Here is a 22635-nt window from a genome sequence, read left to right as displayed (position 1 = left end):
CGCACTAATTCAACCAGCTTCTGCTTTAATTCACCGGTGTATTTCTTGTTTGGTATTCCTTTTGGCATATAAAATCACCCCACTTGTTAGTATTATACCACATGTCTAACAAATGGGGTTCACTTCATTTCTGCCGGCTTTTCTCTTTATCAACTGTTTTTTGCCTCTTTATTATTTTTGACGAGGCGCAATTTTAGTCTTACTGTCATCCTCTACCAGTGTTTTCAGAGAGGCGGCTAACCCCGCAAGGCCCTGTATCTCTGATGGAATAATGATCTTCGTCGCTTTCCCATCAGCTGCCTTTTCAAAAGCCTCCAGGCTTTTGATGGCGATTACCTCTTTAATCGGCTCAGCCTCGTTCATCATCTTAACCCCTTCAGCCGTTGCCTTCTGCACCTTAAGGATCGCTTCCGCTTCCCCTTCGGCACGGCGTATCTGAGCTTCCTTATCTGCCTCGGCTTCCAGAATCGCTGCTTCCTTTTGAGCCTGAGCCTGTAGAATGAGCGCTTCCTTTTCACCTTCTGCTACAAGTACCGCGCTTTTCTTTTCGCCCTCTGCCTGAAGAATTTTTTCACGCCGCTCACGCTCTGCTTTCATCTGGCGTTCCATAGCGTTTTGAATCTCGGTCGGCGGCATAATATTTTTCAGCTCGACGCGGTTAATTTTAATCCCCCACGGGTCGGTTGCCTCGTCCAAAATGATCCGCATCTGCGAATTGATGGTATCCCTGGAGGTCAGGGTCTGGTCCAGCTCGAGATCCCCAATAATATTACGAAGCGTTGTAGCCGTAAGATTTTCAATGGCCCGCATCGGGTGATCGACACCATACATATAAAACTTGGGATCTGTCACCTGCATGTAGATTACTGTATCGATCTGCATGGTAACATTATCCTTAGTGATAACCGGCTGCGGTGGAAAATCTGCCACGCTTTCCTTAAGGCTGATCCGCTTTGAAATTTTATCAATGATCGGAATCGCCATATGAAAGCCAGTTTCCCATGTGGCGTGATAAGCGCCTAAACGCTCAATGACATAAGCGTGTGCCTGTGGCACAATCCGGGTATTGAGTACCACCAGCACCACTACCACAATAATCAGGATCAATAGAAAAATAAAACCCATTTTGTCCTCCTTTAAAGTTTATATTTACGAACCATGGCTTTAACGCCCTCAATCCGCTCCACCAGTACTTCGGAACCGGCCGGCAGAATATCGTTATCCATTACGCTGCGGGCAGTCCATATCTTGCCATCTACCTCAATGCTACCGGTACCATGCAGATTATCAATCTCCTCCAGAACAATGGCTCTGAAACCAACGATCCGGTCCGCATTGGTTTTTGATTCCTTTGGCCTGATAAATCGTTTGATAAAAGGCCGGGTCAACAAAAGCAGAATAAGGGAGACACCGATAAAGAGACCTGTCTGCAGGCCAACTCCGCCGCCAGCCAGCGCGCAGATCAATGCCGCGCCCGAGCCAAAGCAAAACCAAATGGAAACCAGAGCGCCCACTGTTAAAATCTCTGCTATCAAAAAAACCGCGAGCAGTACGATCCACACTGTGACCATGCTGATACCCTCCATATTAACGCCTCCTTTCCCTTATGTTGAAACCATTATAACCTAATTTAAGCTGAATTAACAGCTTCTTTTAAAAGCTTTACATTTTCTTTATATTTTAGGAGGATTTTTGTTGTTTATTCTTTTATCTGGTCCAGATACCGGCAGATAATCAGCCACATTAGCAGCAAATCATTCATATTTCCTTTCGGGTCTATCTCCAGGCACTGGTCTACCTTCTTTTTTCTGAAAATAACCGTATTTTTGTGCAAAAACATTTCATTGGCTGTCTGCTCATACCGAAAGCCGTTTTCCAGAAGATGTTTCATGGTCAATACCGCGTCCATTACTCCCTTTCCAAAAGAATCTTCCAGCAATCTGATATAAGGGTCTAAAACCCTTTCCCGGGCCTCAGTCTCCATTTGATTATAAAAGCCCTCCGTTAAGCGCCGGTGGCTGAAAAACAATGCTGTATCCTGCGGCAGTGAAATACTGTGGTACATTGCCGCTGCATCCTCATAGGATTTCCGATACCCGTTGATCCCTGCGTGGTAGCCTCCAACAAAAAACCGAATGGCCTGCTGGTCATCCTTATCCAGATGCTCTAAAACATGCTCCTGATAATCCCTCAGTGTCTGTTCTATCCGCCAGGGCTCAGTTTGATCCAGCTTTTTAAAAACCAAAATATATCCGGCGGACATTACCACAGAAAGATCCTGCTTCGAGTGGCTTTTTGAACGCTTAATGCGGTCCAGAAGCCTTTCATAACCGCCTGTGTTTGGCCTGCCTTTGATGGAAATAATACAGGCTGCCCTTGGCAGCTCCATATCATAGCCCATCCGATGCCCCCAGCGCTTCATCTCCTCAGACGACATACCCGGACTGTCGCTGAGCAGCATTGTCACAAAAAGCTCCTTATCGTTTCGATGACGGTAAAACTGGTTCATGGATTCTTCCTGTTCGATGATCAGCTCTGCCGTCATTTTTACCAGCTTTCCAATGTTGCGGACTTCATCAGGCTTTCCCGTAATTCCCACAGCGCCCAGCACTTTGCCGTCTTTGCTGACAATGGGCATATTAATCCCCGCCTTTACTCCCTGCAGCTTGGCGGCATCCTCCTCGGTCACCTCATAAATGGCGCAGTCACGGATTGTCTGCATGGCTGTTTCGTGGAAAGTACCAATACGCTCAACGATCCCGCTGCCAATAATAATGGCGTTTTTGTTCATGACATTGATGTTATAGCCCAGGCTGTTCATTACCTCATCTGCAATCTTCTGAGCTGTTTTTGAATCCAGCATTGCTTTTATCCCCTTTGACTGAACGCCTCAACCAGCCTGAACAGATTTCGGGCTGCGTTTGACAAATTCTCCTCTGCATGGTCCATTTGCCATTCAAGCCCTTCGCCGCTCTTCCAGGTCGAGAAAGCAGCGGTCAGTCCTTTTCCGTACAACGGTTCGTAACCCTTCTCCAATGCTCCGGACAGGGCCACAACCGGTATTCCCTGAGCCGCGGCACGTCCAGAGACGCCGCACAACACCTTTCCCATTGCACTCTGCTCATCCGTTCTCCCTTCCCCGGTTACAACAAAATCTGCCCCCTGCAGATGGCGGTCAAATTTCAGGACATCCAGCACAATTTCAAGCCCTGGTCTCAGTTCTGCCCCCATAAACGCCACAAAGGGCAGGGCCAATCCTCCAGCCGCGCCAATCCCGGGCAATTCACGGTATTCCTGTCCCTTCTGTCTGGCTATAAGCCCTTCAAAATGGTTTAGCCCCATGTCTAACAGGCAGATCATTTCAGCATCCGCACCTTTTTGAGGACCATAGATTGCAGCAGAGCCCAACGGCCCGCATAGGGGATTAACCACATCGCAGGCGATGGTTATCTTTGTTTCCTGCCAGTGCCTGTCGACCGCTGAAAAATCAATGGTGGCTATTTTCTCCAGACCTTTTCCGGATAAGGGCACAGCATACCCCTCTTTATCCAGAAACCGTGCTCCTAGGGCCGCGGCTGCGCCGATGCCCCCGTCGGTTGTAGCACTGCCGCCAATCCCCAGAATAATTTCCCTGCACCCTCTTTTCAGTGCATCCCGCATCAATTCGCCAGTCCCATAGGTTGTCGTTTCCAGCGGATTTCTTTTTCCCTCTGGAACTAAGGGAAGACCTGATGCCGCAGCCATCTCAATCACTGCGGTGCCGCCTTCTAATATACCATATTGGGCTTCTGTTTTCTCGAATAAAGGCCCCTTTACCTCTGCGGTGATTTTTTCACCTCCCGTTACAGCCAGCAGGCTGTCAACCATTCCTTCTCCACCGTCGGATACCGGAAGTTTTACAATCTCCGCTGATTCAAAAATTTCTGCGGCTTCCCTGCCCACCACGTTGCAAAACGCTTCGGCGGACAGTGATCCTTTAAATGAATCTGGCGCTATGACAATTTTCATTTTATCCTCCTGAGAATTTTTCTTTAAAAGAAAAATAACATGGAAATTTTCTTCCATGTTATTTTATCAAAATTTTTATGCTTCCACAAATTCCAGCAAAGTCTGATTAAATTTATCCGGTTCTTCCCAGAAAAGCATATGGCCGGACTCTTCAAAAAATACGGTCTTCGCATTTGGAATTACTTCGCCGACATAGGCGCTTCCCTGCCAGTCAAAAACATTGCTGTGACGCGCCACGCACACCAGCGTAGGCATATCGATAAAAGGAAGGAAGTCGCGCCAGTCCAGATTGGTATGGTCACGCATCACTTCGATTCTTACATATGGCGGACATTTTGAGATTTCATCCGCAATAAACTTTACCTCTTCGTCCGACGGCGTATGGTGCAGGCAGGCGGTTGCCAGCCCCTCCGCGCTTTCTCTCGGGGCATATTTGATATCATAACAGGTACGAATAAACATTTCCACATCATAGCAGCCGTTCTGTCCCCAAACCCAGTCCGGACCGGTATACTGAAGCGGCGCCTGGTCGACACATACCAGCTTGCTGATACGATGTTTTCCAAAGAGCTCAATATAGCTCCACAGGATAGCCGCCCCCATGGACCATCCCAAAACCGTTACGTCCTCAACGTCCAGATGATCCAGAAGATTTTTTACGTCCATTGCATAGCGTGAAATACGGTGGCTATGCATGACTTTTTCAGATTCTCCGTGTCCTCTATAGTCGAGAAGAATCACCTGACATTTTTCTGCCAGCACATCGCTGTTCTTTTTAAAGAATTGCGTGGTACAGGTCCAGCCCGGAATCATCAGAACCGGTTTTCCTTCACCCTTAACCTCATAATAAAGCTCAACATTATCATTTGTTTTAAATGTTGCCATTTGCATACCTCCTGTTAACTTTCCATATTAGTTATTGTTATTGTAAACCTTTTTCATGCGCAATACAAGAGGGTTCAAGCACAGAAAAACCTTTCTTCCATTGTACAATAATACAATCACGCTCTTTTTAAACATCAAAAAACAGTTCTTCTGTTCCGTTCATCTGTGTTATAATACTACAATAATATATTTGTTATAACCTGGAGGTATAGACAATGGGCGTATACAATGGCACTGGTTACTTTATCAGCTCAGAGGACCTGAACCGGATAAAAATTTCTGAAATAGAGGCGCAGTATCCAAAGGTTCGTGATATTTTTTTAAAGGAAAACAAAACTTCATTTCCACCTGAAGAAGACTCTTTCCTCAGACTGCTGCAGGCCAGTGGTCTGGCGACAGACGAGACGATTATCCAATATGGTGATTCCGTTTACTTTACAGGGATTTTTAAAAAACACCTTGACGAAGACGATATTAAACCAGAAACCGGAGATTATGAGATGGTTAAAAAGCTTTTAAATGAGGACGGCTATGATTATGCTGTCAGCAACGAAACAGAGCTGACGCCTTCTCTTGAGACACTCAATGTCATTCTCAGGGAGCTCGGGTTGATCAGCAGTCATGATATTCTTGAAACCTACTGGTTTCTAATGCCCTATACCGGAGACCGCCCGTAAAAAAAGCAGGAAACTTTAGGGGAAAGTTTCCTGCTTTTTTTGAAAGATTATTTAATAAGGGGGTTAGGTCAGTTTACAAGGAACTACACGCAGACCGTGAAACGGGCTGCTGACAACAAACGGCGGTATGCTCCCGGAGAGGGCAGCATACCGCCTGTTTTGTTGTCCGGGGTTTCCAAAGGGGTGCCCCCTTTGGCACACGACTTTGCTTGCAAAGTGTAGTGTGTTATACCTGCTGGCGTGGCTGACGGGGGAAACGGGGTGCGGTGCTTCTTGCGCCCCGTTTGCTCCGGCAGGAAAACAGGCTGAATTTTTGCGAATGGGAATGAGCAAAAAATCGGCCTGTTTTCAGAGAACGGCGGCAGGTATATGAAAGCCCCCGTCCCTCGTCCTACGCTCCGACTTGTGGACAAAGTGTCCCGAAGTTGTGGCCACACTCCCGGAAAAGTAGCAGGACAGCGGGCAACCGTCAAGGCTGAAATGAACGGGGTTACACCCGGCCTTGACCGCCGCCCGCCGCCCCGCTGGATGGGTGGACAAGGCGGCCAATCCCTCAAAGTGCTTGTCCGCGCTCTTTCTGATTTTGAGGTATTCAGTTTTTCAAAATTGAATAATCAAAATAAATTTTTTCGATTGAAAAAATTTTATTTGTTATCATCTTCAATGCCATATTTTTTCTTTTGCCGAATCACATAATTACTGATTTTTTCATCATATAGTGGATACTGGTAATCCAACTGGCATGCCACTTCTGACGAAACCTCCCGGAACAATGCCATACATTGTTCAAAGGATTCCCACATATGGGGATAGGAATCCATATTATAAGTGGACATAAGTCGTTCCCACAATTCCTCTGGGACATATTGCTTCATAAATTTATAGTTTTTTCCCAAACTGAAATGAAATCCCTGTTTGATACCAATCAGCCAGGAAATCATGCGAAGCAATTCTTTTCGTACTATATCATTCATATGGTCAATAGCAAAAAGAATTTCTTTGCGGCATAAGCCCTTTACTACATATGTTGTAGTATTCCAAAATTCATTACAGCAATCGTCAAACATTCTTTGAGTAGGCTTCTGCAAGTGGTAGTCTATATCCGTTGGTATTGGCGGCTTTACGATACGGTTGTCTTTATCCAACAGTAACTTTACCAGTTTATCCCATGTAAAATACTCGTCTATCAGTTCCAGCGGCAGCAAAGTTAAATCTATCTTAACATCATCAGTAAACAGCATTAAATATGAAAATCCCTTTTCTACAGCTGGAAATAATTCCATATCTTCCGGCTTTTGCAGAATCAACCTTTCACCAAATATATCTAGCCATTTATCATCACTTGTGAAGCTGTCCATATCCGTAACAAAAAAAGTAATATCAAAATCCTGAAAATCATCAGGCGGAATATTTGTATTTGTTCTAGATCCTTCCAAAGTAACCATGCGAATGCGTTTGTCTGTTTTTGCAAAATTCAAAACAATATCATAAACTTCCTTTTCTGATCTCATTTTTATCTCCTCCAATTATTGAAATAGGTGTGAAGCCATTTTAGGGCTTTCCCGCCTTGATTACCCTTTAGCAAAGACGGGCGGGGCTGTCAACGGCGGCGCATGAAATGCGCCGTTCATCTTGACCGTTGACTGGCTCGGCTGGCTTTGCTATTTTTATCGAATTGCATATTGGTAAATTGCATTGATATGTACTTGGGTTGTATTCACGATTGGCACATTAACATCTTCGGGCTTTATGGCAAGTGGCAGCTCCGTACAGGCGAGAATGAGTGCATCTACATTTTCTTTTTCAATGTATTTATTTGCCAGTGCAATCATTTTCTCTTTATCACTAGGAATTACTATGCCATTCTCTAAATTGGGGTATATCAGTTTTCCTAATAGAGATATTATTTTTTCGCTATCGCCTTTACAAGTAACATCATCGGGCGGCGAAGTTCATCTTCCATACCCGGAATATCCATCATCTCTTTAGGCGGTTCTGCTTCCTCTACAACTTTAAGCTCAAACCCATTGTTCAGCAATCCCATTATAATCTGTGTAAGTGTGTGATGTTGTTTTACTACATCACATCCTAAAAAATGTGTATTTCGTTCTCCTGTTATAAAGTAATTATCAATCGCCCAATATTGCGGTTTCCCATCATCTGTATAAATCCAATCCTGCCCAACTCCTGCGGTAAAAACAGGGTGTTCGATATTAAAAAGAAAAATTCCACCTGGTTTTAATGTCCTATACACTTTTTGAAATATTTCCACTATGTCCTCTATATAGTGCAGAGCTAAATTAGATATAACACAATCCCATTCATTTTCTGGATAGTCATATTCCTCTAATCCGCTAATACGATATTCAATTTGATTTCCTGAATTGCGCTTTTGGGCTTCCTCAATCATTTTCTTACTTAAATCGATCCCTAATATTTTTGTAGCTCCTTGTTCTTCTGCGAACTTGCAGTGCCAGCCATATCCGCACCCCAAGTCAAGAACAGATTTTCCTTCTAACGAAGGAAACAAAGGTTTTAATTGATGCCATTCACCAGCAGCTTTTAACCCCTCTTTACTGCGGGACATCTTTGCATATTCTTCAAAAAACTTCTCATTATCGTATTCATTATTCATAACCTTAACATCTCCTATTTTATCCTTCGGCACCGCCGCCTCCAGGCGGCTCCCCAACTTCATCTGCTCGATAAATGGGAATTGCACCAAAACAATCTAAGACAACAATGCTGCCCTACTTGCGATTTTTTCTTGTACTGCGGAAACAGTTTCTTGAATGGAATAATTGGTCGTATCTACAACATTCGATTCATATATTCCCAGATTGCAAAATTGCTCCCACATTGTTTCTACCAATTCGATATTTGTTTTTCGGTCTAACTTTGAGCGTTCAACAGCCCGCTTTAAGGTTTCTTCCTTACTTGCCCTTAAAATAATATAATGCACCTCATAATGTTCCCGAACAAGAGCTTTCCATGGCTCCAAAAACCATGGCCCGACAATCCCATCTACAATTACATCATATCCGCCACGAGCATATCGCTTTGCAGCTTCTAAAAAGGCTTCAATGACAACCAGATTTTGCTCGTTGGATTCTGGCAAATGTGGTGGTATTGCGCCTTTGCTTAAGTAATGAAAAAAGTCATCGGTGTGCATATGCACTGATTTATCCATATCTGATTCCTTTGCGACAATTGACGCAGTTGTTGTTTTTCCTGTCCCCGGTGAGCCTGTAATCACAATAATTCTTCCTTGATTCATCTATATTTTACCTCCACAAATTTTGATTTGTTGATAACTCATTATATCATAATTCTTTCGGTACGTCAGCACGAAAATAAGTATGTGGTTTTTCGTAAAGTGGTCTTGTCAAATAGAAGCGGGGAGCCGGCTGTGAAGTGGAGTCCCATGGTTCCCTTATAGTCATAAGTTCGTTCTTTTCATTCATTGTAAACAGTGCTTCTACATGAAGCTGCATATAGTACGAGTTGCTTTTTCCCATTTTCTAATATTCTCCTACATTTATTTCTCTGCCTGTTCAATCATTTTCTTTACTAACCGCTGAAACAGGTCGGCGGTTTCCTCGTCCATCGGCGCAAGCTGTCCAATCTGTCCGGCTATCATCGCCGTTACATCGTCAATGGAAAGCGGTTTTTGTTTCTGTTCCGCCAGTGCGTCCCGCATGGCTTGGAACATAGCGGCGGTCACAGCTTCTCCCGGCTGTTCCCCGTTGTCTATGTCTTTCTTAATGTCCCGCAGGATAGCCAGGAACACATTTTTGATTTTTTCAATCTCCGCTTCATGTTCCCCCATCTTTTGGGCGTTCAAAAGCTGTAAATCCTGCTTCGCTTCTGCCCGGTGTTCCGGGTGTTCTTTCATCAGGTCGGACAGGGAAGCCGTTGCCATCTCGATAAGCTGGTTTCTTGCTGTTATGCCCTTTGCCGCCGTATCCTGAAAATAAATCCGTATCAAATCTATCAGCTTGGGAAAATTCCTGTGTTCCAACAGACGGTTGAGGATTTGCACATCAACAGCACCCGTCACAAGCCCCCTCACGGCCCCCTCTGACAAGCCTAATTCAGAAATATCGTAACTTTTACGGACGCTCACGGTAGACAAGCCCAGTATGTAGTCTGTCGATACCTTAAATTCCTTTGCCACACCTATGAGAATATCACTGCTTACCGTTCTTGTTTCGCCGCTGACAATGCGGCTCAATTGGGAAGCGGAAACGCCTATCTTCTCCGCAAGTTCCTTTTGTGTGATGTGGTTCCCGTTGCATAAATCGGAAATCCGCTGTCCGGGTGTTCCGGGTAAAGCCATAGACACGCACCTCCTCCGCATACTTCCATTATACAAGATAATTGCAAAAATGCAATTTCCAAAGTGTAAACTTCATCAAAATGCAATTCTCGCAAAAAGCCGGGATTTGCATTTTTTTCGTGTAGACTTAGGGTAGTTCATCGATGGACAGCACCTTGAAAACAGAATGACCGTCCGAAAAGAGAATACCACGGCTGGGGAAGCACCGCCAGGAGCCGGACTTTTGGACACTTTGTCCAGAGGTCACTTCGGGACAAAACGTCCCGAAGCTGCGGGGAGCGTGCCAACGCCGGAATACGCCGCTATTGTCGGGGCCCCCGCAAAGCCGCATGGCTTTGTGGGGAGAGGAGGAGCAGCGGAGCGAGTGAGTTTTGCCGCTTGCGGCGAAACGAGCGATACGCAGCTTGCGACGACGAGGCAGGAAACCTTTTCGGGGAGAACGGCAATGGAAAGCAAAATGGAGGGAACGCATGAGAGATAACCCCTATAAAGACTTGCCGCCGCTGGAACGCAGGCCGGACGGTTCCCTTTACCGCATGACACCGGCGCAGAAGAAACAGGCGGCCAGCCTGATACGCCGGGAGTGCTGTTGCTGTGAGGACGGCAACTGCATTGTCCTTGACGATGGGGACGCCTGCACCTGCCCGCAGACGGTTTCTTTCTCGGTCTGCTGTAAGTGGTTCCGCTGGGCGGTCTTGCCGCTGGACGGGACGCTGAAAGCGGAGATTTTCCGGGATAAGGACATGAAACGCTGTGCGGTTTGCGGCGGCGTGTTCGTCCCCAAATCCAACCGGGCTAAATACTGCCCGGACTGCGCCGCCAGAGTTCACAGGCGGCAGAAAACAGAAAGTGAACGGAAAAGGAGGTCTGCTGTGGACAGTTAGGAGCGGAAAAGCCTTGATTTATAAGGCTTCGCAGGCCCCAAACCGGGGCAGGTGGTATAAAGTATCGCCCGCCCCGGAAAACGGGCTTCTAACCGTCCACAAAACACGATATGACAAACACGATTTACATTCACCAGCCGGAACAGGCGTTCAGCTTCACCCGGCTCCCGAATTTTCTCTTTGAAGCCCCTACATTCAAGCCCCTGTCCAACGAGGCAAAGGTGTTGTACGCCTTTATCCTGCGCCGGACAGAGTTATCCCGCAAGAATGGGTGGGCGGACGAGTACGGGCGGATTTACCTGTACTATCCCATCTGCGAGGTAGTTGACCTGCTCCGCTGTGGGCGGCAGAAAGCGGTAAATACCATGCGGGAACTGCAATATGCCGGACTGGTGGAGATCCAGAAGCAGGGCTGTGGAAAACCCAACCGCATTTTCCCAAAATCCTATGAAGCGGTTCCGAACACCGACTTCAAGAAATCCCGTTCTGGTACGCCGGAGGGCTGAAAACCGTACCCATGAAGTACGGAAATCACTCCTGAGAAGTACGAAAACCGGACGGTATATAGAAATACAAAGATTAAAAAGATTGATTTATATTCTATCCATTCCAATCCTATCCGAGCTATTTTCTGCGGGATTTTCCCTGTGGAAAACCCCGGATAGGAAAGGAATGGGGAAAGGAGCAGAATGGCACAGCACGCAATTTTGCGTTTTGAGAAGCACAAGGGCAACCCGGCAAGGCCGCTGGAAGCCCATCACGAACGGCAGAAAGACCAATACGCCAGCAACCCTGATATTGACACCAGCCGGAGCAAATACAACTTCCATATCGTCAAGCCGGAGGGACGCTATTACCACTTCATTCAGAGCCGGATTGAGCAGGCCGGGTGCCGAACCCGCAAGGACAGCACACGGTTTGTCGATACGCTGATAACCGCCAGCCCGGAGTTTTTCAAGGGGAAATCCCCAAAGGAGATACAGGCGTTTTTCCAGAGGGCGGCGGATTTCCTCACCCACCGGGTAGGGCGGGAAAATATCGTGTCGGCGGTGGTACACATGGACGAGAAAACGCCCCACCTGCATTTGACCTTTGTTCCGCTGACAAAGGACAACCGCCTGTGCGCTAAGGAGATTATCGGCAACCGGGCAAACCTGACGAAGTGGCAGGATGATTTTCACGCCTACATGGTGGAGAAATATCCCGACTTGGAGCGTGGGGAAAGCGCCAGCAAGACAGGCCGGAAGCATATCCCCACCCGGCTTTTCAAACAGGCGGTTTCCCTCTCCCGGCAGGCAAGAGCCATTGAAGCCACACTGGACGGCATTAACCCGCTGAACGCCGGAAAGAAAAAAGAGGAAGCCCTCTCCATGCTGAAAAAGTGGTTCCCGCAGATGGAGAATTTCTCCGGGCAGTTGAAAAAGTACAAGGTCACAATCAATGACCTGCTGGCAGAAAATGAGAAGCTGGAAGCACGAGCCAGAGCCAGCGAGAGCGGCAAAATCAAAGACCGCATGGAGCGGGCAAAGCTGGAAAGCGAACTGCACGATATGCAAAGGCTGGTTGACCGTATCCCGCCGGATATACTGGCGGAACTGAAACGGCAGCAGCGGCAGTATGGAAAGGAAAGGTGATTTTATAAGTAACAATATCAGATACAAAAAGGAAACAGAAGTCGTGACTTTTCAGGGAAAGGAAATCACGCTGGAAAACCTCTCCCCGGTGTTCACGCCGGAGCAGGAAGCGACCAAACGCCGGGAACTGGAGCAGCAGCTTTATGAGGTGTTCCGCAAATATGCCGATAAGCGGCAGAAAGAGGAAGCCGGGGCATAAATCCCGAAGCCATCGTTGATTTGCGGGGCTGCTGGCGGTATAATAGAACTGTCAGCAGCTCCGTTTCTTTTTAAGAAAAGGAGCGACAAAATGAATAACAGGATAGACGCGATCTATGCAAGGCAATCGGTAGACAAAAAGGACAGCATTTCCATTGAAAGCCAGATTGAGTTTTGCAAATACGAATTGAAAGGCGGGAACTGTAAGGAATACACAGACAAAGGGTACAGCGGCAAGAACACAGACCGCCCGAAGTTTCAGGAACTGGTGCGGGATATTAAGCGGGGCTTGATTGCAAAGGTCATTGTTTACAAACTTGACCGTATCAGCCGTTCCATTCTGGACTTTGCCAACATGATGGAACTGTTCCAGCAGTACGATGTGGAGTTTGTGTCCTCTACGGAGAAGTTTGATACCTCCACCCCGATGGGGCGGGCTATGCTGAATATCTGTATCGTGTTCGCCCAGCTTGAACGGGAAACGATACAGAAGCGGGTGACAGACGCTTACTACTCCCGCAGTCAGCGGGGCTTCAAGATGGGCGGGAAAGCCCCTTACGGCTTCCACACCGAGCCTATCAAAATGGACGGTATCAACACAAAGAAGCTGGTGGTAAACCCGGACGAAGCGGCCAATATCCGGCTGATATTTGAGATGTACGCCCAGCCCACAACCTCTTACGGGGACATTACCCGGTACTTTGCCGAACAGGGGATTTTGTTCTACGGCAAGGAACTGATACGCCCCACACTGGCGCAGATGTTACGCAATCCCGTCTATGTGCAGGCGGACTTGGATGTGTACGAATTTTTCAAAAGCCAGGGTACGGTTATCGTCAATGACGCCGCCGACTTTACGGGGACAAACGGCTGTTATCTGTATCAGGGGCGGGATGTGAAGCCCAGCAAGAAAAACGACTTGAAAGACCAAATGCTGGTGCTGGCTCCCCATGAGGGCATTGTTCCGGCGGATATATGGCTGGCTTGCCGCAAGAAGCTGATGAACAACATGAAAATCCAGTCCGCCCGAAAAGCCACCCACACATGGCTGGCGGGGAAAATCAAGTGCGGGAACTGCGGATATGCGCTTATGAGTATCTTCAATCCGTCCGGCAGGCAATATCTCCGCTGTACGAAACGGCTGGACAATAAAAGCTGTCCGGGCTGTGGGAAAATCATCACTTCCGAACTGGAAGCGGTGGTTTACCAGCAGATGGTGAAGAAGCTGGAAAAGCACAAGACGCTGACGGGCAGGAAGAAAGCGGCAAAGGCCAATCCCAAAATCGCCGCCCTGCAAGTAGAGCTTCTCCATGTGGACAGCGAGATTGAAAAGCTGGTGGACAGTCTGACGGGCGCGAACAATGTCCTGCTCTCCTATGTGAATGTGAAGATAGCGGAACTGGACGGGCGCAAGCAGGAACTTGTGAAGCAGATAGCCGAGCTGACGGTGGAAACCATCAGCCCGGGACAGGTCAACCAGATTTCCGGCTACCTCGACACATGGGACGATGTATCCTTTGACGACAAGCGGCGGGTGGTGGATTTGATGATTACCACCGTTGCCGCCACAAGCGACAGCTTGAACATTACATGGAAAATCTGACGGGCGGTAATCCTCCCGTCAGACCGTTACCCTGTGTAGTCCCTTGTAAACTGTACTTTTGAGGAGATCAAACTAATTTATAATCTAAGGGGAGGATTATTTAGTTTAATATGTAATTCGTTCTATATCTTTATTTATCAAATATTGGAGGGAGATTGTAAGATTATTTAGAAGCTTTTAAAGCCCTTTCCATCATTTCTTTTAATGGGTTATAGTACATCATTTCTTTTCACCTCTTTCAAGCTTAGTTATATTTCAGATGATAATCTTAGGGGAAAATTATCATTTTCTGATCTTTAAATACATTTACCCAGTTTTAATTACTTAACACTTTTTAATGCTTTTTCTCTTAATTCTTTTAACGGATTATAGTAATACATTTTTATTCCTTCTTTCCTGTCTTGGGCTGTTCCCTTAACTTGATTATATTTTAAATCCTAGAGCATACTCTAGGTCAAGCTTTTCTATGTTTAATTTTACATTTATTTTCAACAAAATGTAAATTACATTTTGTTGAAAATCGATTGTTTCGTTTACAACGGCTGGTTCTCAATGTTTCAATATCAAGCTTTTTCCGTTTTTTGTATACAATTATATGAGAATCGTTCTTTTTTATATTTAAGATTTTCTTAAGCTTCTTTCTTTTATGAAGAAAATTCTATTTTTTTAAACGAAAACAATAGAGTGAACTCTATCTTTTGATTGATAAAATCACGTTATAAGCACCTTTCCCACTCTAAAAAAGGCGGGAAAACCGATTTGGCTTTCCTGCCTTTTAAATGTTTTTATTAAACTCTTATAATTTCCGCATCCTCAATTGCTTTTTCAATCATAGGACCTGCAATTTCTTCCATTGGCCTTTCTGATTTAACAACGGCTTCCAGCTTGGGTTTTGTTTCTGGATGCTTGGGAACAAAAATCGTACAGCAGTCCTCATAGGGTAAAATAGAGGTTTCAAAGGTGCCGATTCTTTCCGCAATAGCCACAATTTCCTGCTTATCCATTCCAATCAGAGGCCTGAATACTGGAAGGTCTACAACTGCGTTGGTAGCTCCCAGACCTTCCTGCGTCTGGCTGGCTACCTGCCCGAGGCTTTCTCCTGTGGTCAGAGACATGGCCCCGTTACGTCTGGCAATCTCCTGGGCGATCCGCATCATGTACCGGCGGATAATAATGGTTGTCTGACGTTCTGGGCACACCTCAACAATTTTTGTCTGGATCTCTGTAAAAGGAACAACATACAAAGTGACCTTACCACAGTAACCCGACACAATCTTTGCCAGATCAATGACTTTATCCTTGGCGCGGTCACTGGTGAAAGGAAAGCTGTGGAAATAAACACCGATCAGCTCCACGCCCCTTTTCGCCATCATATAGCCCGCAACAGGGCTGTCAATTCCGCCGGAGAGCAGCAAAGCCGTCTTGCCGCTGCAACCTACGGGGAGGCCGCCATTGCATTGAATAAATTTATGATAAATATAGGTCTCTTCCCGGACCTCAACCCATAAGTTCATGTCTGGAGTGTGCATATCGACCTTAATGTCCGGAATATTGCGGAGCACGACTGCCCCCAGGCGCCGCCCCAGCTCCGGTGACTGAATGGGGAAACGCTTATCTCCACGCTTGGCGGTAATACGGAAGGTTTTAAAATCCGTCGCTTTGGCCTGCTCCAGCGTGGCCTTCTCGATGACATCAATATCACTTTCCACCACAATGGCCGGACTGACCGATACAATCCCAAAGACCTTTGTCACGGCTTCCAGTGCACCTTCCAGATCTTCCTCGGAAAGATGCACAATAATGCGCCCCTGTATTTTCTGAACTTTTACACTCTCAAACCGCTTCAGAGTATTGCGGATATTTTTTACCAGTAAATCTATAAAGTAATTTCGGTTCAGGCCCTTCAGGCTGATCTCACCGTATCTTACTAAGATGACATGTTTCATCAATTCATTCCTCTCTTTTATCTTTTTCGGCGCAGAAGCTTACGCAGCTGGCGCACTGCCTTTTCGATGGCCTCTGCGGCCTCCAGCACTTCCTCTTCGGTCGTCATCATGGAAAAGCTGACACGGATGGTTCCTTCCTTGTATTCCTCGGGAAGGCCAATGGCCTTTAAAACATACTGCTTTTCCTTTTTATGCGACGAACAGGCCGAGCCGGTCGAAACATAAATATGCTGTGCCTCCAGGCTGTGGAGCAGCACTTCGCCCCTGACGCCTTTAAAGGACAGACTCAAAACATAAGGGCAGCCATTTTCAGGCCCATTCACCCGCATGTCCTCAATATTTTTCTTGAGGCAGTTTATCATCTCACTCCGTATAGCACGCATTTTCTCCAGCTGGCCGGAACCGCAAGCCTGCTGTACTTCAACGGCCTTGCCAAGCCCCATGATTCCTGGAACATTCTCTGTACCGGAGCGGAGGTTATTCTCCTGGCCGCCTCCGATAATCAGCGGTTTGATCCTTACGCCTTTTCTGATATAGATCGCCCCAATTCCTTTAGGCCCGCATATTTTGTGCCCGCATAGGGTCAATGCGTCAATCTTACAGGCTTTTACATCGACAGGCAGTTTCATAAAACCCTGGACATAATCGGTATGGAAAAGACAGCTCGGATTGCATTTTTTAATAAGTTCCCCAATGGCCGCCAGATCCTGCGCTGTCCCGGTTTCATTGTTAACCCCCATAATACTGACAAGCACAGTGTGGTCATTAATACTTTTTTCCAGCTCGTTCATATCGATAAAGCCATCATGATTCACACTCAGATATACCACATCCATGCCGTGGTCCTCATAGAATTTAAAGACTTCCAGAACAGAAGGGTGCTCAATTTGAGTTGTTATAATCCTTATGTTCTCAACACGCTGGTTCTCAACGATACCTTTAATGATCGTATTATTGCCCTCTGTTCCCCCAGACGTAAAATAAATCTCCTCTGGCTTACAGTGGATGGCGCAGGCAATGCGGCCACGCACATCCTTAATCGCTCTTTCGACCACAATTCCCCGGTCATATAAAGAGGATGGATTTCCATACTCCTCTGTAAGGTAGCGCATCATTTCTTTCGCAACTTCCGGATGGGGACGCGTGGTTGCGGAATTGTCCAAATATATTTCGTTCACTCTCATCACCTGATCTCAATTTCAATTTCCCAAGTCTGCTCTCTATTATACCCTACCGGCAGCCGCCGCTCAAGAAATACCATAAAAAAACCGGACGAATTGTCCGATTTAAATTTCCATAACAATTTTTGCGTTATTACTGTGCCTTCAGCTCTTTATCTAAAAAAATACGGCTGCCCACAGCATTGCGCTGGCCCTGGTACTTTCCGGCATAAGGATTAAGCGCTTCCTCATCCATCTGGGCAAATACCAGCTGGCAGATACGGCGTCCTGCCGTAAGCTTAATGGGAAGACGATTGGCATTGTAAAGCTCCAGGGTGATTTCACCTTCAAAGCCAGGGTCAACCCACCCTGCGTTCTGGATAAACAGGCCCATGCGGCCGATAGAGCTTCTTCCCTCCACAAAAGCCGTCAAATCACAGGGGAGCTTGATGTACTCCATGGTCGTGGCCAGCAGAAAGGAATTCGAAGGGATAATAATGGAGTCACTCTCAAACTGGACATACTGGATCTCGTCCGTCATGGACATTGCCTCAAACTTATTTTCATCCAGTTTCAAAAAGTTGCGGCCAAGACGAATATCTACCGAGGCTGGCTGCACCTGTCCCTTCTCCAGAGGATCAATAATCAGCTCACCGCTGTCTAAATATTTATAAATGCTTTTATCTGATAAAATCATTGGTACCACCTAACGTATTTTTGATTATTTTAACATGCCCCGCTCTGCTTTTCAATCTGTTTCACTAAATTATCGTCTAAATTCCAAAAGCCTTGATACCCTCGCAGTAAAATTGGCTTTTCAAAGCAAACGGGATGTTTCAGCTTCCATGCATAACGCCCATCAGAAAAATCGCCCCGCTTTATTTCATCTTTTGAGAGAGAATTTCTCAAAATCTCCACCGGGCAGCAATCGGTTATTTCAACAGTTCCAATAATTGCACCTAACGCCATTCCTTCCTCATATTCTGAATTTTTAATTTTAGCCGCATGGATCGCAACCCTGCCGCGTATTTTGGTAGGCCAGGAACGGGTTTCATACTGCTTTATCCCCAAAACAACGTAGTTTGCCCAGGGTTGATGTATACTGATTGCCTTCAATGTTTTTCCCTCTTTTTCTATAAACTATTTCTTATTATGAACCATTCTCCGCATTTTTTCAACTGAACAGGTCAACCACTTCTTTATAACCATTAAGAATTGTGGAACTGTTTTCATATAATTAAAAGATAAATACAATTTAACGTTTTTATACTAAACATTTTTAATTGAATTTAAAATGTTTTGAATTTATTATTTACTTTTCTTTCATTTACTTATAAGATAATATTATCTTTGATTAACTGGAGCACTAATCAAAGCAATAAAAAAATGTTAAGAGAGAGAGATTGGAAGAATGAACAAGTACAGACAACTCAGAAAAGAACGCAACTTGTCCCAGGCAAATCTTGCCGAAAGATTGGGTGTTTCACAGACTGCTGTCAGCCAGTGGGAAACGGATAAAAATTATCCGGATATTAACACGATTAAACAGTTAGCAGATATTTATTCTGTCACAACGGATTACCTGCTTGGCGTAGACTCAAGTCGTCTGAAAAAAGATAATGAAATCGTTGTTTACACCCGTGTACCTGCAGGTGTAGAATGGGCAAATATTGAAGAACGCGCTGGTTATGAAGAATTGGGCGTTAAAATGCTGGAAAACGGCAAAACTTATGTTGGTTTCAAAGTTTCTGATGATGAAATGGCGCCGGTTTTCTTAAAAGATGACGTTCTGATCATCGAAGTCCGTGATAACTGCGAAGATGGCGAAATTGCGCTGGTACAGGTAAGCGGTTATGATGCAGAAATCAAATATGTTTTCATGCAGCCGAACGGCGTTCTGGTACAGCCTTTAGTACCTTCTAAACGCGGCGATTTTTATGCAAATACCAGCAAAGAAAAAGCCCGTATTCTCGGCGTTGTCCGTCAGGTAAGACGCAGTCTTTAATTTAGCTGTAAATCCTTCTGGTTTGATCAAACCAGAAGGATTTTTTAATGCTCGCCCCTTTCTTGACAGGAGGCGTTTTAAGGCGTATGCTTAATAATAAAACCTAAAATCAGGGAGGTATTTATGAAAGATATTGATCTCGTTTATTTCAGTCCCACAGGAAATACCCGTAAAACGCTCCAGACCATCGCCGCCGGAGCCCAAACCCAGGTAATCGAGCATGACAGAACCTATCCGCAGGGCCGCAGAGAGAAGCTTCACTTCACAAAAGACAGCTTTGTGATTCTTGGATGTCCTGTCTACGCTGGACGTATCCCGCAAAAGCCGGAAAATATTTTTGAAGGCATTGAAGGGGACGACACACCCGTTGTCCTGGTTGTGACTTATGGAAACCGCGAGTATGACGACGCTTTACTGGAACTGAAGAACCTTGCCATCGAAAATGGCTTTATCCCAGTAGCTGCCGCCGCTTTTCTGGCAGTTCATTCCTACAGCGACAAGCTGGCCGGCGGGCGCCCGGATGAAAACGACCTTAAAATCATGGGGGATTTTGGCCGTACCATCCGCGGAAATTACCTGCGAAAAAACGATTATAAGGGAACACTTATCGTAAAGGGGAACTACCCATATAAAGACGGTATGAACTACACCCCTCTGGCGCCGGAAGTTTCAGAGGACTGCACCCAATGCGGTGAGTGTGTCTCTGTCTGTCCGGTCGCCGCCATTAATCCAGATGACCCGACTGAAACCGACCCGGATCTCTGCATCCGCTGCTGCGCTTGCGTAAGAATCTGCCCGGTCGAAGCCCGGAAATTTACAGCGCCGCCATTTTTGGCGACTGTCCAATTCCTTGAAGGCAATTTCGCAGGGATTTACAAAAAACCCGAAATCTTCTATATCACTGAGGACTAAAAAACCGGCTTAAGCCGGTTTTTTATTAATCTTCTTTGTTGCCTTTTTCTGCAAAGCTGTCTAAAAGCTTCTCTAAGATCTGCACGGCATCATTATCTGGGTTTTCTTCGATCAGTTTCTCGACACTCTGTCCGATATAATATTCCAGATCATCCTGGGTAACGTTGAAATCTTCATCCCTTGCAATCTCCGCGAGCTTCCCAAAAAGACGATGGCGTCTTTCTTCCAGACGTTCTTCTTTTGATTTGCCGTCAAATACGACACCTTCAACAAACTCGTCCCATTTGCTCGCTATCTTTTCACCAAGACCTTCCTTTTTAGGCGCTGGATTCGCCTCTTTTTCGGCCTCCTCCTGCTGTTTGTCATCAATATGAATGATTTCTTCCAAAATATCATCCTCCGGATTATCCGGAATGGTTGTCAACGGTGTATAACTCTCGGTCATCAATGCCGGGTCCATAAACATGTAACTGCCTGTTTCCAGAAGCTTTTCATTATATTTTTCCAGAGCCTCGCGATTGTCTTTAATGTAAGTAATAAACTTTTTAACTTCCTGTAATGCCATGGTCTCATCTCCTTATTAAATCATATGGTCTTAACTATCTATTATAATATACCCAAAACCTTTAAATCATCAAGCAAAGTTTCTCTTTTTCTTTATAAATTAGGACTTCAAACCAGACCTCTGTTTTTATTAAGCTCTCCATCATGATTTTTATCATATCCATATTACATCTGTCACCACTTTTATATTTTGCTGTTAAAAGCTTTTAGAATCCGTTATAATGAAATCACTACAAAGCAAGGAGAATAAAAATGAGACATTCACTCGGTAATGCCCTTTGGGGGATTTTCTTTATAGCCCTTGGCGTCGGCTTTGGCGGACAGGTCATGGGATACTGGCATTTTTCATTATTTTTTAACGGCTGGTGGACTTTAGTCATTATTGTTCCCAGCATTATCAGCATTGTTCAAAACGGCTTTAGAACAGGCAATTGCATTGTACTTGCCATCGGCGTTTTATTACTACTCGGCGAACAGGATTTTATCAGCGGACATTTAATCGGCGAGCTCATTTTTCCTTTAATTCTGGTGGTTATTGGCGTCAGCATTATCTTCCGGGGTAAAGGCAGCCGCCGTGCCCGTGAGGTTAAGCTTCTCACCCAGGGAGAAACGCAGGATTATACCGCTATCTTCGGCTCTCAGGAGCTGCGTTTTCCGGGAGAGTCTTTTAGAGGGGCAACACTGACCGCTGTATTTGGCGGCATTGAGCTTGACTTGAGGGACGCCCTCATCACAGAGGACATCACCATCACCACCACCAGCATCTTCGGCGGTATTGATATCAATGTGCCGCCTAATGTCCGGGTAGATGTCTCCAGTACCCCGATCTTTGGAGGCGTTTCTGATAAAACTCCCCGCCCCACTGATATAAACCCGCCCACCGTCTATCTTAATAGCGTCTGTATTTTTGGAGGAGTTGATATTTTATGAGAAGTACCAATAAAGTCGCAAAATACGTTGCTATCGCCCTTGGGCTGATCCTGGCAATCTTTATCATATCTGTCATTGTTAAAACCACTCTGGGTATCTTCGGCGCTTTTAGGCATTTTGGTAAAAATGCCGCCAGCAGTTCCGTAACGAACAAAGAGTTTTCTCAGGAATTTAATGGCGTCACATCCCTTGACCTCGATTATTCCGCCGGATATTTAGAAATTCAAAAGGGGGATGTTTTTAGGATCGAAGGTTATAATCTTCCGAATAATTTTACTGTCGAGCAAAGAAATGACACGCTGAAAATTAAAGACAGCATTAAAGACCCGATAAACTTTTTAAACACCCTGTCGGATTCTCAGAAGCCGCATCTCACCGTGACCATCCCTGAGGGTACTGCTTTTAAAGAGGTAGATTTGGATTTTGGTGCGTCAGACACCCGTATCGATACCCTTAAAACCGGACGCCTGAAGGTGGATATGGGCGTTGGACGCGTTGAGATGAAAAGCATCACCGCTGATAATGCCAAATTTAATAATGGTGCAGGGGAAGTTGTTCTCTCAGACATGAAGATCAATGACATGGATATGGAATGCGGCGTCGGCAAGGTATCCTTTGAGGGTTCCCTCACAGGAAAAAATAAAATTGAAGGCGGCGTCGGCGAGACAACCCTGGCCATCAATGGCAAAGCCTCTGACTTTGACATAAAAGGCGAGCCTGGAATTGGCGAGCTTACAGTAGACGGCTCACGCTATACGGAGGACCGTTTCAGAAATAGTGGCGCTCCCAACAGCTTGGATATAAGCGGCGGTGTCGGCTCATTGCGGATAACCTTTGAATAAAATAAAAAAGACACGAAAGCCTGCTCGGTGATCCGTGTCTTTTCTTAT

At 45.8% G+C, this 22635-nt stretch carries 26 protein-coding genes; 11 read left to right on the top strand and 15 right to left on the bottom strand.

Annotated features, from left to right (window positions below; genetic code table 11):
* Positions 1–171 precede the first annotated feature (171 nt).
* The 5 genes from FYJ53_RS17255 to FYJ53_RS17235 all read right to left on the bottom strand — a co-directional run bounded on the left by FYJ53_RS17255 (position 172) and on the right by FYJ53_RS17235 (position 4893).
* Positions 172–1125, bottom strand: coding sequence for an SPFH domain-containing protein (locus tag FYJ53_RS17255; protein WP_013380920.1), 954 nt, complete (start codon positions 1123–1125; stop codon positions 172–174).
* Between the two features lie 11 nt (positions 1126–1136).
* Positions 1137–1586, bottom strand: coding sequence for an NfeD family protein (locus FYJ53_RS17250; RefSeq protein WP_013380921.1), 450 nt, complete (start codon positions 1584–1586; stop codon positions 1137–1139).
* Positions 1587–1699: 113 nt separating this feature from the next.
* Entirely contained in the window at positions 1700–2863 is a 1164-nt protein-coding gene (locus FYJ53_RS17245) for a sugar diacid recognition domain-containing protein (RefSeq protein ID WP_148430184.1), read from the bottom strand.
* A gap of 5 nt (positions 2864–2868) precedes the next feature.
* Positions 2869–4008, bottom strand: a complete 1140-nt coding sequence (locus FYJ53_RS17240) for a glycerate kinase (RefSeq protein WP_148430182.1) — start codon at positions 4006–4008, stop codon at positions 2869–2871.
* 75 nt (positions 4009–4083) lie between these two features.
* Positions 4084–4893: an alpha/beta fold hydrolase gene (locus tag FYJ53_RS17235; protein WP_013380924.1), complete on the bottom strand. Its 810-nt coding sequence runs from the start codon at positions 4891–4893 to the stop codon at positions 4084–4086.
* A 215-nt stretch (positions 4894–5108) separates the two neighbouring features.
* Between FYJ53_RS17235 and FYJ53_RS17230 the strand changes: the two genes are divergently transcribed.
* Positions 5109–5570, top strand: a complete 462-nt coding sequence (locus FYJ53_RS17230; RefSeq protein WP_013380925.1) for a hypothetical protein — start codon at positions 5109–5111, stop codon at positions 5568–5570.
* A gap of 644 nt (positions 5571–6214) precedes the next feature.
* On the opposite strand, the gene FYJ53_RS17215 is transcribed toward FYJ53_RS17230, so the two are convergent.
* The 5 genes from FYJ53_RS17215 to FYJ53_RS17190 all read right to left on the bottom strand — a co-directional run bounded on the left by FYJ53_RS17215 (position 6215) and on the right by FYJ53_RS17190 (position 9909).
* Positions 6215–7081, bottom strand: coding sequence for an aminoglycoside 6-adenylyltransferase AadE (locus FYJ53_RS17215; RefSeq protein ID WP_001255868.1), 867 nt, complete (start codon positions 7079–7081; stop codon positions 6215–6217).
* Between the two features lie 156 nt (positions 7082–7237).
* The gene (locus tag FYJ53_RS17210; protein ID WP_370751961.1) at positions 7238–7429 is read right to left on the bottom strand and encodes an aspartate/glutamate racemase family protein; all 192 of its coding nucleotides are present in this window, start codon (positions 7427–7429) and stop codon (positions 7238–7240) included.
* A gap of 44 nt (positions 7430–7473) precedes the next feature.
* Entirely contained in the window at positions 7474–8205 is a 732-nt protein-coding gene (locus FYJ53_RS17205; RefSeq protein ID WP_022582627.1) for a bifunctional 2-polyprenyl-6-hydroxyphenol methylase/3-demethylubiquinol 3-O-methyltransferase UbiG, read from the bottom strand.
* A gap of 96 nt (positions 8206–8301) precedes the next feature.
* Positions 8302–8847 carry an AAA family ATPase gene (locus tag FYJ53_RS17200; protein ID WP_007215980.1) on the bottom strand — a complete coding sequence of 182 codons (546 nt, stop codon included), beginning with the start codon at positions 8845–8847 and terminating at the stop codon, positions 8302–8304.
* A 261-nt stretch (positions 8848–9108) separates the two neighbouring features.
* A complete protein-coding gene (locus tag FYJ53_RS17190) occupies positions 9109–9909 on the bottom strand; it encodes a helix-turn-helix domain-containing protein (RefSeq protein ID WP_007834095.1) in 801 nt (266 codons plus the stop codon).
* A gap of 166 nt (positions 9910–10075) precedes the next feature.
* On the opposite strand from FYJ53_RS17190, the gene FYJ53_RS21225 reads away from it, so the two are divergent.
* From FYJ53_RS21225 to FYJ53_RS17165, 6 genes are all read left to right on the top strand, one after another.
* Positions 10076–10390 carry a hypothetical protein gene (locus tag FYJ53_RS21225; protein ID WP_007834094.1) on the top strand — a complete coding sequence of 105 codons (315 nt, stop codon included), beginning with the start codon at positions 10076–10078 and terminating at the stop codon, positions 10388–10390.
* Positions 10380–10793 (top strand): cysteine-rich VLP domain-containing protein, encoded by a 414-nt coding sequence (locus FYJ53_RS17185; RefSeq protein WP_007215983.1) that lies wholly within the window; start codon positions 10380–10382, stop codon positions 10791–10793. Before FYJ53_RS21225 ends, FYJ53_RS17185 begins: the two co-directional genes overlap by 11 nt.
* 110 nt (positions 10794–10903) lie before the next feature.
* On the top strand, positions 10904–11299 hold the full coding sequence (locus tag FYJ53_RS17180; protein WP_007215984.1) for a replication initiator protein A: 396 nt from the start codon (positions 10904–10906) through the stop codon (positions 11297–11299).
* A gap of 183 nt (positions 11300–11482) precedes the next feature.
* Positions 11483–12427 carry a MobV family relaxase gene (gene mobV / locus FYJ53_RS17175; protein ID WP_007215985.1) on the top strand — a complete coding sequence of 315 codons (945 nt, stop codon included), beginning with the start codon at positions 11483–11485 and terminating at the stop codon, positions 12425–12427.
* Positions 12411–12626, top strand: a complete 216-nt coding sequence (locus FYJ53_RS17170) for a hypothetical protein (RefSeq protein ID WP_007215986.1) — start codon at positions 12411–12413, stop codon at positions 12624–12626. Before mobV ends, FYJ53_RS17170 begins: the two co-directional genes overlap by 17 nt.
* 90 nt (positions 12627–12716) lie before the next feature.
* A complete protein-coding gene (locus tag FYJ53_RS17165; protein ID WP_007215987.1) occupies positions 12717–14228 on the top strand; it encodes a recombinase family protein in 1512 nt (503 codons plus the stop codon).
* A gap of 788 nt (positions 14229–15016) precedes the next feature.
* Here the strand turns inward: FYJ53_RS17165 and thiI are convergent.
* The 4 genes from thiI to FYJ53_RS17145 form a co-directional block, all read right to left on the bottom strand.
* Positions 15017–16174: a tRNA uracil 4-sulfurtransferase ThiI gene (gene thiI / locus FYJ53_RS17160; protein WP_148430180.1), complete on the bottom strand. Its 1158-nt coding sequence runs from the start codon at positions 16172–16174 to the stop codon at positions 15017–15019.
* A 17-nt stretch (positions 16175–16191) separates the two neighbouring features.
* Entirely contained in the window at positions 16192–17358 is a 1167-nt protein-coding gene (locus FYJ53_RS17155) for a cysteine desulfurase family protein (RefSeq protein WP_090414499.1), read from the bottom strand.
* Between the two features lie 130 nt (positions 17359–17488).
* Positions 17489–18031 carry a dCTP deaminase gene (gene dcd / locus FYJ53_RS17150; protein WP_013380930.1) on the bottom strand — a complete coding sequence of 181 codons (543 nt, stop codon included), beginning with the start codon at positions 18029–18031 and terminating at the stop codon, positions 17489–17491.
* A gap of 29 nt (positions 18032–18060) precedes the next feature.
* Complete coding sequence (locus FYJ53_RS17145) at positions 18061–18450, bottom strand: ASCH domain-containing protein (RefSeq protein WP_013380931.1); 390 nt, start codon at positions 18448–18450, stop codon at positions 18061–18063.
* Between the two features lie 295 nt (positions 18451–18745).
* Between FYJ53_RS17145 and FYJ53_RS17140 the strand changes: the two genes are divergently transcribed.
* The gene (locus FYJ53_RS17140) at positions 18746–19339 is read left to right on the top strand and encodes an XRE family transcriptional regulator (RefSeq protein WP_013380933.1); all 594 of its coding nucleotides are present in this window, start codon (positions 18746–18748) and stop codon (positions 19337–19339) included.
* Positions 19340–19462: 123 nt separating this feature from the next.
* The gene (locus FYJ53_RS17135) at positions 19463–20251 is read left to right on the top strand and encodes a 4Fe-4S binding protein (RefSeq protein WP_013380934.1); all 789 of its coding nucleotides are present in this window, start codon (positions 19463–19465) and stop codon (positions 20249–20251) included.
* A 25-nt stretch (positions 20252–20276) separates the two neighbouring features.
* Here FYJ53_RS17135 and FYJ53_RS17130 read toward each other — a convergent pair whose 3' ends face one another.
* Positions 20277–20816: a hypothetical protein gene (locus FYJ53_RS17130; protein ID WP_090414495.1), complete on the bottom strand. Its 540-nt coding sequence runs from the start codon at positions 20814–20816 to the stop codon at positions 20277–20279.
* Between the two features lie 251 nt (positions 20817–21067).
* Between FYJ53_RS17130 and FYJ53_RS17125 the strand changes: the two genes are divergently transcribed.
* Together FYJ53_RS17125 and FYJ53_RS17120 are read left to right on the top strand one after the other, a co-directional pair.
* Complete coding sequence (locus tag FYJ53_RS17125) at positions 21068–21745, top strand: LiaF domain-containing protein (protein WP_013380937.1); 678 nt, start codon at positions 21068–21070, stop codon at positions 21743–21745.
* Positions 21742–22587, top strand: a complete 846-nt coding sequence (locus FYJ53_RS17120) for a DUF4097 family beta strand repeat-containing protein (RefSeq protein WP_148430178.1) — start codon at positions 21742–21744, stop codon at positions 22585–22587. The genes FYJ53_RS17125 and FYJ53_RS17120 overlap by 4 nt, the downstream gene beginning before the upstream one ends.
* Positions 22588–22635: the final 48 nt, after the last annotated feature.

Origin of the sequence: Eubacterium sp. BL-380-WT-2B (genome assembly GCF_009696115.1) — a bacterium.
Classification (GTDB): domain Bacteria; phylum Bacillota; class Clostridia; order Eubacteriales; family Eubacteriaceae; genus Eubacterium; species Eubacterium callanderi.
The sequence above is the reverse complement of the archived record's forward strand: the minus strand, read 5'-3'. Positions and strand labels throughout refer to the sequence as shown.